Genomic DNA, 9,753 nt, shown 5'->3' with positions numbered 1-9,753 from the left:
CCACGCCGGCTGCTCCCGCCGTCCCCACGCCCGCCGCGATCGCCGCACCCGCCGCCACTCCGGCGCCGCCAGTGCCCACCGCGCCCGCCGCGGCAGCGCCGACGGCCGGCGGCACCTCGACGGGCGACTTCGGGTGGATCGACGCCGAGGGCACCGTGTTCGTCCGCACCGCCGACGGCGCTCGCGCGGTCGGTTCCTGGCAGGCGGGCTCGCCCGAGGAGGGCCTGCACCACTACCAGCGGCGCTACGACGACCTGGTGACCGAGGTGGAGCTGCTCGAGGCGCGGCTGTCCGGCGGGATGAGCGACGCCGCACACACGAAGGCCTCCGCGGCGCGGCTGCGCGAGTCGCTGGCGACCGCCGCGGTCGTCGGTGACCTGGACGCGCTCGCCACCCGCCTGGACACGCTGATCGAGCAGTCGAGCGCGAAGGCCGACGAGCAGAAGGTCGCGAAGGCCCGCGCCCGCGAAGAGGCCACCGCCCGTAAGCAGACGCTGGTCGCCGAGGCCGAAGAAATCGCGGCGAACTCCACCCAGTGGAAGGTCGCCGGCGACCGGCTGCGCGACATCCTCGCCGAGTGGAAGTCGATCCGCGGCGTCGACCGGAAGACCGACACCGAGCTCTGGCGCCGGTACGCCGCGGCCAGGGACGCGTTCAGCCGTCGTCGGGGTAGCCACTTCGCCGGCCTCGACGCCCAGCGCAAGCAGGTCCAGTCGATCAAGGAACAGCTCGTCGCCGAGGCCGAGGAGCTGGCCGAGTCGACCGACTGGCAGGCCACCGCGAACCGGCTCAAGCAGCTGATGGCCGACTGGAAGGCCGCCGGTCGGGCACCGCGGGACGCCGAAGAGCAGCTCTGGAAGCGGTTCCGGGCGGCGCAGGACACGTTCTTCGCCCACCGGTCGGCCACGTTCTCCGAGCGGGACGCCGAGCTCAAGGAGAACCAGACCAAGAAGGAAGCGCTGTTGGCCGAGGCCGAGCGCATCGACCCGGCGACCGACCTGCGGGGCGCTCAGGCCGCGATGCGTGACGTCCAGGCCCGCTGGGACGAGATCGGGCGGGTTCCGCGGGAGGCCGTCGCACAGCTCGACCGGCGTCTGCGCGCGGTCGAGGAGCGGGTCCGGGTCGCCGCCGACGCCGAGTGGCGCCGCGGCAGTGTCGAGAGCAACCCGCTGCTGGCCCAGATGCGGGAACAGGTCGCCAAGGCCGAGCGTCAGCTGGAGCGTGCCAAGACCGCCGGTGACCAGCGCCGGATCGCCGAGGCGGAGAAGGCCCTGGCGTCCAAGCGACAGTTCCTCAACCTGGCCGAGCAAGCGGGCTAGCTAGTGCGCCGCCTCGTCGACCGCTTGAGGTCCGGCGGCCGTGCTCACTCGCGGAGTCAGCACGCTTCCGCCTCACGCGGTCGCGGCGGCGCCGCACTCATGTCGATCGTGCTGACCCGGCGACGACGCTGGGTGCTGCTGGTCACCGTGGTGGCGCTCGCGATCGCCGCGGTCGGCCTGGTGGCGTTGCGGGGTTGCCGGGCGCCGGTGTGCGATCCGGTGCACTACCCGCCGGGCGGGATCACGATCAGCACCGGCGGGGTCGGCGGCGTCTACGAGGCGTACGGCCTGGCGTTCCAGGAAGTCCTCGCCGACGAACTGCCCGACCTGACGGTGCGGGTCGACAACAGCAGCGGGTCGGTCGACAACCTGACGCGGTTGGCGACCGGCCGGGCCGACCTGGCGTTCATGTCGGCCGACACCGCGTTCCGAGCGCCGGCACTGGAGCAGGCAGCCGGAGCGCCCGGCCGCATTCGCGCGGTCGCCCGGATCTACGACGAGTACGTCCAGGTCGTCGTCCGGCAGGACTCGCCGCTCCGGTCGCTGCGGGACCTGCGCGGGAAGCGGGTGTCGGTCGGGTCCGCGGGCTCGTCGGTGGAGATCACCGCGCGGCGCCTGCTGGCCGCCGCCGGGATGGACGACAACACCGACATCGTGCGGCGCGGTTACAGCGTCAGCGACTCCGCTCGGCTGCTCGCCAACGGCACGCTGGACGCCTTCTTCTGGGTCGGTGGCCTGCCCACGACCGCGGTCGCCACGCTCGCCAGCAACCTGCCGATCCGGTTGCTGCCGGTCGACCGCTACGTCGAGGAGCTGCGCCGACAGTACGGATCGTTCTACCAGCTGGCGACCGTGCCGGCCGGCACCTACGCAAACGTCCCGGACACGCCCACCGCGGCGGTACCGAGCTACCTGCTCGCCAGCCTGCGGCTCGACGACGACCTGGTGATGCGACTCTCCGCGGCGCTGTTCTCGCACCGCACCCGGATCGCCTCGGTCGTGCCGAGCGGACGGGTGCTGGACGTCCGGTCGGCGATCAGCACCGCGTCGATACCGCTGCACCCGGGGGCGATCCGCTACTACCGGTCGGTCAAACCCTGACCGCTGGAGATCTCCTCCGCCCCGGCGGCGGGTGACGCCGTCTCCGGAGCGGATTCTCCGGACGGGCGCTGCTCGCTGGACGGGCGCGATTCGCTCGCCGACGGCGGGGGCGCGGGAAGCACGCAGGTGACCGCCAGGCCGCCCTGCGGACCAGCGGTGACCTCCAGCCGGCCACCGAACGTCTGCAGCAGCGACGTCACGATGCTCATGCCCAGCCCGGTGCCCGGTACGTTCGCGTGGCTCGGGCTACGCCAGAACCGGTCGGTGACCTTGTCCAGCTCGGTCAGCGGCAGCCCGTCGCCGTCGTCCGAGACCGTCAGCCGGACGAACTCCGACGACCCGGCACCGGCCCGCAGCGCGGCGACGATGACGCCGTTGTCACCGGCGTAGCGGCTGGCGTTGTCGAGCAACTCGTCGAGCACCCGGGCCAGCGACTCCGGATCGACCACCGCTTCCGCGCTGGCCACGCCGGACCGCACCAGCATCTGGCCGCGGAGGTCGGCCCGGACGCGCCAGGCGGACAGGCGCTCGTCGAGCACCGTGCCGACGTCCACCCGCCGGACCGCGCCCAGGTGCCGCTCGGCGCGGGCCAGCGCGAGCATCTCCTCCAGCACCCGCTGCAGCCGCTGCCCTTCCCGGACCGCCTCGTCGTACTCGGCCTTGGCCTGATCGGGCAGCGTGCCGGCGTGCTCGTCGGCGACCGCGTCGGCGAGATTGTCGACCCGCAGCAGCAGCGCGGTCAGCGGGTTGCGCATCTGGTGCGAGGCCTCCGCGACGAACGCCCGCTGCTGTTCGAGTGCGCCGCTCACGGTGGCCGCCATCTCGTTGAACGACCGGGCCAGACGTCTCAGCTCGGGCGGACCGGTGCCCAGCGGGGCCCGGGACGCGAGGTCACCGGACGTGATCGCGTGCGCGGCCGCGTCCAGGCTGCTGACCGGGCGCAGCACCCACGTCGCCAACGCGTCGGCGACCGCCACGAACAGCGCGATCGCGCCGAGGCTCAACGCCGCGAGGACGAGCCAGACGGTGCCGACCCGCGTCCGCAGCGCATCGGTCGGCGAGACCGTGACGACGACGCCCGCCACCCCCGCGCCCTCACCGGCCAGGAACGGCACCGCCACCACCAGCGGATGGTCCTCCCAGGGCCAGATCGCCATCTCCTCGGTGCTGCGACCGGAGAGTGCGGTGTCGATCCGGTCGCTCACCGCCCGGTCGTCGAGATCGACCCGCGCGGAGCTGAGCAGCACCTGCCGGTGGGCGTCCAGGACGACGGTCGGGATGCCGTAGACGTCGTGGTAGCGGTCGATCTCGGCCCGGAGGGCGGTCAGTTCGGAGCTGCCCGCGCCGTCCCGCAGCAGCAGCGCGAACCGGTTCGTGTCCTGGAGCCGGTCGATGAACACCTGCCGCTGGGCGTTGGTCGCATAGTTCGTCGCCAGCGGCGTCAGCAGCGCGACCACGACGAGCGCGATCAGCGTCAGCAGCAGGACGAACAGGCGGGCCCGCACGGTTAACCAGCCGGGAAGCGATAACCGACGCCGCGGACGGTCTCGATCACACCGGCGACGCCGAGCTTCGCCCGCACGGCCGCGACGTGCACCTCGAGCGTCCGCTGGTTGCCCACCCAGGCCGAGTCCCAGACCTCGGCGAGGATCCGCGACCGGGTGAAGACGATGCCGGGCTGGCGCGCCAACATGGCCAGCAGGTTGAACTCCTTCCGGGTCAGCGGGACCGATTCCCCGTCCACGGTGACCTCCCGCCGTTCGACGTCGATCCGGACGCCGCCCGGGCCGGCGATCACGGTGGACACCGCCGGCGCCGACGACGCGGCCGACGACGCGGCGTCCTGGTCCGCCGGCGCGTCCGGCGGAGGGACACGGGTCGCTCGGCGGGTCACGGCATGGATGCGGGCCACCAGCTCGCGGGGGTCGAACGGCTTGGTGACGTAGTCGTCCGCGCCGACGTGCAGGCCGTGCAGCCGGGTGGACATGTCGGTGCGGGCGGTCACCATGATCACCGGCACGTCACACAGCTCGCGGATCCGCTTGCACAGCACCAACCCGTCGAGGTCGGGTAACCCGAGATCGAGCAGGACGACGTCGTGCCGGGCGCCGGTGCGTAACCGCTCCAGCGCCCGCTGTGCGCTGCCCACCCGGTCGACGTCCATCCGCTGCCGGGTGAGGTTGACCGAGAGCGCCCCCGCGACGCGATCGTCGTCCTCGATCAGGAGCACGCGCATGACTCGGCCTACGCCCCGCAGACCGAGGCCGGTACCGGCGCAGGCGGGCCGACTGACGGCATCCCGAGCCCCACACCGCTGGTCCGGGGCCTGCGACCCGCCTCCACGTTGTCCCCGGCGCGAGTGCGGCGGTGGGCCTGGATCGGCGCGTCGGCCACCAGGTGGTGCGGCGCGGCGTAGGTGATGGTCGTGTGCACGATGTCGCCGGGCCGGATCGTGGCCGGGTCACCGGCGAAGTGCACCAGCCGACCGTCCCGGGCCCGCCCGGTCATCCGGCCGGTGCCGGCGTCCTTACGGCCCTCACCGGTGGCGACCAGCAGCTCGACATCCCTCCCGACCAGCTTCTTGTTCTCCGCCCAGGAGATGTCTTCCTGAAGGGCGATCAGCCGCTCGTACCGCTCCTGCACGACCTGCTTGGGCAGCTGGCCGGGCATGGTCGCGGCCGGCGTCCCCGGGCGCTGGGAGTACTGGAACGTGAACGCCGCGGAGAACCGGGCGGCGGCCACCACGTCCAGCGTCGCCTGGAAGTCGGCCTCGGTCTCGCCCGGGAAGCCGACGATGATGTCGGTGGTGATCGCGGCGTCGGGCATCGCGGCGCGCACCCGCTCGAGGATGCCCAGGTACCGCTCCGAGCGGTAGGAGCGCCGCATCGCCTTCAGGACGACGTCCGAGCCTGATTGCAGTGGCATGTGCAGCTGGTGGCAGACGTTCGGCGTGCTCGCCATCGCGTCGATGACGTCGTCGGTGAAGTCACGCGGGTGCGGAGAGGTGAACCGGATGCGTTCGAGTCCCTCGACGTCGCCGCAGGCGCGGAGCAGGTTCGCGAACGCGGAGCGGTCGCCGAACTCGGCGCCGTAGGAGTTGACGTTCTGCCCTAGCAGCGTCACCTCCAGCACGCCCTCGGCCACCAGCGCGCGCACCTCGGCCAGCACGTCGGCCGGCGGGCGGTCGGTCTCCTTGCCGCGCAGCGACGGCACGATGCAGAACGTGCAGGTGTTGTTGCACCCGACCGAGATCGAGACCCAGCCGGAGTACGCGGAGTCGCGCCGGGCGGGCAGCGCCGACGGGAACGTCTCCAGCGACTCCTTGATCTCCACCTGGGCCTGCGCGTTGTGCCGCGCGCGCTCCAGCAGTACCGGCAGCGAGCCCAGGTTGTGGGTGCCGAAGACGACGTCGACCCAGGGCGCCTTCTCGACGATCGTCCCGCGGTCCTTCTGCGCGAGGCAGCCGCCGACCGCGATCTGCATATCCTTTTTCTGGCGTTTCACGGACGCCAGATGACCGAGGTTGCCGTACAGCTTGTTGTCGGCGTTCTCCCGGACGGCGCAGGTGTTCAGCACCACGACGTCGGGGTCGGTGCCCGGCTCAGCCGGACGGTAGCCGGACGACTCCAACAGGCCGGACAGCCGCTCGGAGTCGTGCACGTTCATCTGGCAGCCGAACGTGCGCACGGCGTAGGTGCGCCCGGCTGCTTGCGCGGGGGTGACGATCGGGGTGCTCATAACAACCCACACCCTACGACCTGGGGACTGCTCGTTACTCGTCCGTGATCGGTCCGTCGCCGGATCCAAGCGTTCACCTCGATAAGGTTCCGCACTACGCAGGACGAAACGCACCTGGAGACAAGGAGCCTGATGGCTGACGAGCCGAAGACCGAGACTCCTTTGGTTTCCCTGCAGGGCGTGAACAAGTACTTCGGTGAGCTGCACGTTCTCCGCGATATCAACCTCGACATCGCCCGTGGCGAGGTCGTGGTCGTCGTCGGCCCGTCCGGTTCCGGGAAGTCCACGCTCTGCCGGGCGATCAACCGGCTGGAGCCGATCGAAGAGGGCGAGATCCGCATCGACGGTGTCCCGCTCCCGGCCGAGGGCAAGGAGCTGGCCCGGCTGCGCGCCGACGTCGGCATGGTCTTCCAGTCGTTCAACCTGTTCGCGCACAAGACGATCGTGCAGAACGTCACGCTCGGCCCGACCAAGGTCCGGAAGGAGTCGGCCGAGGCCGCCCGGAAGCACGCCATGGAGCTGCTGGAGCGGGTCGGCATCGCCAGTCAGGCCGACAAGTACCCGGCGCAGCTGTCCGGCGGTCAGCAGCAGCGCGTGGCGATCGCCCGAGCGCTGGCGATGCGACCGAAGGTCATGCTCTTCGACGAGCCCACCAGCGCGCTCGACCCCGAAATGGTCAACGAGGTGCTGGACGTGATGACGGCACTCGCCAGCGAGGGAATGACGATGGTCGTCGTCACCCACGAGATGGGCTTCGCCCGCCGGGCCGGCGACCGGGTCGTGTTCATGGCCGACGGACAGATCGTCGAGGCGGCCGAGCCCGACACGTTCTTCACCAACCCGACGTCCGACCGGGCCAAGGACTTCCTGTCGAAGATCCTCACCCACTGATTCCCGCGCCCGGGCGCGCCCTGAGTGCGACCCGCCGAACCAACCCGACGGATCCCCAGGAGGAGATCGAATGAAGCTCCGGAAGCTCGCCGTTCTGGCGATCGCCGGCGCGCTCGCGCTCAGCGCGTGCGGCAAGGAAGGCGATAGCGGCTCTGACGAGCCCACCTCGGCGGTCGAGAGCGCCGTCGCGGTCTCCGGCTCGAAGACCTTCGACGCGATCAAGAAGCGCGGCTCGGTCGTCATCGGTGTCAAGGAAGACCAGCCGAACCTCGGCTACAAGGACCCGACCACCAACGAGTACTCCGGCTTCGACATCTCGATCGCGAAGCTGATCGCGGCGAAGCTCGGTTACGGCGACGACAAGGTCACGTTCAAGGCGATCCCGTCCGCCAACCGCGAGCAGGCGATCATCAACGGGGACGTCGACTACTACGTCGGGACCTACTCGATCACCGACAAGCGCAAGCAGCAGATCTCGTTCGCCGGGCCGTACTACATCGCCGGTCAGGACCTGCTCGTGCGCAAGGACGACACGTCGATCACCGGGCCCGACACCCTGAAGGGCAAGACGGTCTGCTCGGCCACCGGCTCCACCTCGATCCAGCGGATCAAGGACGAGCACAAGGACGCCAAGACCGTCGAGTTCGAGAAGTACTCCCAGTGCGTCGACGGCCTGATCAACAAGCAGGTCGACGCGGTCACCACCGACGACGCGATCCTCAAGGGCTACGCGGCCCAGCAGCCCGACAAGCTGAAGGTCGTCGGCAAGCCGTTCTCCGAGGAGAAGTACGGCGTCGGCCTGGCCAAGGACGACAGCGCGCTGCGCGGCAAGGTCAACGACATCATCGAGGAAGCCGCGAAGGACGGCGAGTGGAAGTCGATCTACGACGCCACCCTCGGTAAGTCGGGAACCACGGCGACGCCGCCCGCCCTCGAGCGCTACTGAGTTGCCCTCCGGTGGGGCCGTCCGAGTCGTCGGACGGCCCCACCGAACGTTCGTCCCCTGCTGGCCTCCGGGAGCCCGATGAGTGACTTCCTGCCCACGCTGACCGACAACTGGGATCTGTTCCTCGAAGCGTTCGTCAATACGATCCTGCTGTTCGTCGTGTCCGGTTTGTTCGCGCTGATCGTCGGTACGCTGCTCGGCGCGTTCCGGGTCGCGCCGGTACCCGCCCTACGGTGGTTCGGGGCCGGGTACGTGAACCTGTTGCGGAACACCCCGCTGACGCTGGTGTTCTTCTTCGTCGCGTTCGGGTTCCCCTACCTCGAGATCAACTTCTCGTTCACCACGTTCGCGATCATCGCGCTCTCGTCGTACACCGCGGCGTTCGTCTGCGAGGCGGTGCGGTCGGGCATCAATACCGTCCCCGCGGGCCAGGCCGAGGCGGCGCGAGCGGTCGGGCTGACGTTCTTCCAGACGCTGCGCTTCGTGATCCTGCCGCAGGCGTTCCGCGCGGTGGTTCCGCCGCTGGCCAGCATCCTCATCGCTCTGCTGAAGAACACCACGATCGCGGCCGGCTTCAGCGTCGCCGAGGCGGGCTCGATCCGGGCCAACCTCTCGGAGCTGGGCTACCCGGCGCTCGCCGGCCTGATCTGGGTCGTGATCGGCTTCCTGATCCTGGTGCTGCCGCTCTCGGCCGCACAGCGCAACCTCGAGCGTCGTTGGAGCGTGGCCCGATGACCGTCACTGAGGCGCCGCGGCCACCCAAGGCCCGACGCAAGCCCAGCACTCCGACCACCTCCGTGCTGTTCGACGTTCCCGGGCCGCGTGCCCGGCGACGCAACGCGCTGATCGGGGTCATCGGCACGGTCGCGATCCTGGCGGCCCTGGGCTACGTGATCTACCGCTTCTGGGAGACCGGGCAGTTCTCCGGCACGAAGTGGGAGATCTTCGCGTACAAGCAGCCGCAGATCACGATCCTCGAGGGGTACCTCAACACGCTGAAGGCGGCGGGGATCGCGGCGGTGCTGGCGCTGGCGCTGGGCATCGCCCTGGCCGCGGCGCGGGTGTCGGACCGCGCGTGGCTGCGCACGCCCGCGTTCGCGTTCGTCGAACTCTTCCGTGCGGTGCCGCTGCTGCTGCTGATGTTCCTCTTCTACTACGGCGCGCCGACGCTGGGCTTCCGGGTCAGTCCGCTCTGGGCCGTCGTCCTGGGGCTGACGCTCTACAACGGCTCGGTGTTCGCGGAGCTGTTCCGGGCCGGCATCGCGTCGGTGCCGCGCGGGCAGTCGGAGGCGGCGTACGCGCTGGGGTTGCGCAAGTCCCAGGTGATGATGTCGGTGCTGGTTCCGCAGGCGGTGCGGGCGATGCTGCCGGCGATCATCAGCCAGCTCGTCGTGCTGCTCAAGGACACCGCGCTCGGGTTCCTCGTCACCTACGACGAGTTGCTCAAGCAGCTCAAGCAGCTGGCGACCGCTCCGGACTTCGAGTACCCGCTGATTCCGCTGGTGCTGGTCGGTGGCGTGATCTACGTGGCGACGTGCCTGCTGCTGTCCTGGTTCGCGACCTGGGTCGAGCGGCGTCTCGCCCGGAAGGGCAGCCACTCCGCGGCCCCGACGATGCACGGTGACGTCGGGCAGCAAATGGGTGGCGGAGCCGCGACGATTTAACGCCTCGCCGGGCCCGGCAGCGCGCGCCGGGGCGGATCCGAGACTTGGCGAACCGGGCTCCACGCGATGGCGTGGGGCCCGGTTCGTGTGAAGC

General features: G+C 70.5%; 9 protein-coding genes. 6 read left to right on the top strand and 3 right to left on the bottom strand.

The window, feature by feature from the left end; translation table 11 throughout:
• Positions 1-71: 71 nt before the first annotated feature.
• Both ABEB28_RS07155 and ABEB28_RS07150 read left to right on the top strand, forming a co-directional pair.
• Entirely contained in the window at positions 72-1,319 is a 1,248-nt protein-coding gene (locus tag ABEB28_RS07155) for a DUF349 domain-containing protein (protein ID WP_345727190.1), read from the top strand.
• Between the two features lie 99 nt (positions 1,320-1,418).
• On the top strand, positions 1,419-2,420 hold the full coding sequence (locus tag ABEB28_RS07150; protein ID WP_345727174.1) for a TAXI family TRAP transporter solute-binding subunit: 1,002 nt from the start codon (positions 1,419-1,421) through the stop codon (positions 2,418-2,420).
• On the opposite strand, the gene ABEB28_RS07145 is transcribed toward ABEB28_RS07150, so the two are convergent.
• From ABEB28_RS07145 to miaB, 3 genes are read right to left on the bottom strand one after another with little or no spacing between them, the layout of a single operon-like run.
• Entirely contained in the window at positions 2,399-3,925 is a 1,527-nt protein-coding gene (locus tag ABEB28_RS07145; protein ID WP_345727173.1) for a sensor histidine kinase, read from the bottom strand. The genes ABEB28_RS07150 and ABEB28_RS07145 overlap by 22 nt on opposite strands.
• A gap of 2 nt (positions 3,926-3,927) precedes the next feature.
• On the bottom strand, positions 3,928-4,656 hold the full coding sequence (locus ABEB28_RS07140; RefSeq protein WP_345727172.1) for a response regulator transcription factor: 729 nt from the start codon (positions 4,654-4,656) through the stop codon (positions 3,928-3,930).
• 8 nt (positions 4,657-4,664) lie between these two features.
• Entirely contained in the window at positions 4,665-6,158 is a 1,494-nt protein-coding gene (miaB, locus tag ABEB28_RS07135; protein WP_345727171.1) for a tRNA (N6-isopentenyl adenosine(37)-C2)-methylthiotransferase MiaB, read from the bottom strand.
• A gap of 132 nt (positions 6,159-6,290) precedes the next feature.
• Here miaB and ABEB28_RS07130 point away from each other — a divergent pair, with 132 nt between their 5' ends.
• The 4 genes from ABEB28_RS07130 (at position 6,291) to ABEB28_RS07115 (ending at position 9,659) form a co-directional block, all read left to right on the top strand.
• On the top strand, positions 6,291-7,049 hold the full coding sequence (locus tag ABEB28_RS07130; protein ID WP_345727170.1) for an amino acid ABC transporter ATP-binding protein: 759 nt from the start codon (positions 6,291-6,293) through the stop codon (positions 7,047-7,049).
• Positions 7,050-7,119: 70 nt separating this feature from the next.
• On the top strand, positions 7,120-7,995 hold the full coding sequence (locus tag ABEB28_RS07125; RefSeq protein WP_345727169.1) for a glutamate ABC transporter substrate-binding protein: 876 nt from the start codon (positions 7,120-7,122) through the stop codon (positions 7,993-7,995).
• 90 nt (positions 7,996-8,085) lie between these two features.
• A complete protein-coding gene (locus ABEB28_RS07120; RefSeq protein WP_376980725.1) occupies positions 8,086-8,730 on the top strand; it encodes an amino acid ABC transporter permease in 645 nt (214 codons plus the stop codon).
• Positions 8,727-9,659 carry an amino acid ABC transporter permease gene (locus tag ABEB28_RS07115; protein WP_345727167.1) on the top strand — a complete coding sequence of 311 codons (933 nt, stop codon included), beginning with the start codon at positions 8,727-8,729 and terminating at the stop codon, positions 9,657-9,659. Before ABEB28_RS07120 ends, ABEB28_RS07115 begins: the two co-directional genes overlap by 4 nt.
• The last annotated feature ends 94 nt before the right edge of the window (positions 9,660-9,753 follow it).

The sequence above is a fragment of the Cryptosporangium minutisporangium genome, assembly GCF_039536245.1.
In the GTDB taxonomy this organism is placed as follows: domain Bacteria; phylum Actinomycetota; class Actinomycetes; order Mycobacteriales; family Cryptosporangiaceae; genus Cryptosporangium; species Cryptosporangium minutisporangium.
The sequence above is the reverse complement of the archived record's forward strand: the minus strand, read 5'-3'. Positions and strand labels throughout refer to the sequence as shown.

Excerpts from the sequence above, each read along its gene's own strand:
- ABEB28_RS07140 (WP_345727172.1), bottom strand. The coding sequence starts at position 4,656 with ATGCGCGTGCTCCTGATCGAGGACGACGATCGCGTCGCGGGGGCGCTC.
- ABEB28_RS07115 (WP_345727167.1), top strand. The coding sequence starts at position 8,727 with ATGACCGTCACTGAGGCGCCGCGGCCACCCAAGGCCCGACGCAAGCCC.
- miaB (WP_345727171.1), bottom strand. The coding sequence starts at position 6,158 with ATGAGCACCCCGATCGTCACCCCCGCGCAAGCAGCCGGGCGCACCTAC.
- ABEB28_RS07125 (WP_345727169.1), top strand. The coding sequence starts at position 7,120 with ATGAAGCTCCGGAAGCTCGCCGTTCTGGCGATCGCCGGCGCGCTCGCG.
- ABEB28_RS07150 (WP_345727174.1), top strand. The coding sequence starts at position 1,419 with ATGTCGATCGTGCTGACCCGGCGACGACGCTGGGTGCTGCTGGTCACC.
- ABEB28_RS07130 (WP_345727170.1), top strand. The coding sequence starts at position 6,291 with ATGGCTGACGAGCCGAAGACCGAGACTCCTTTGGTTTCCCTGCAGGGC.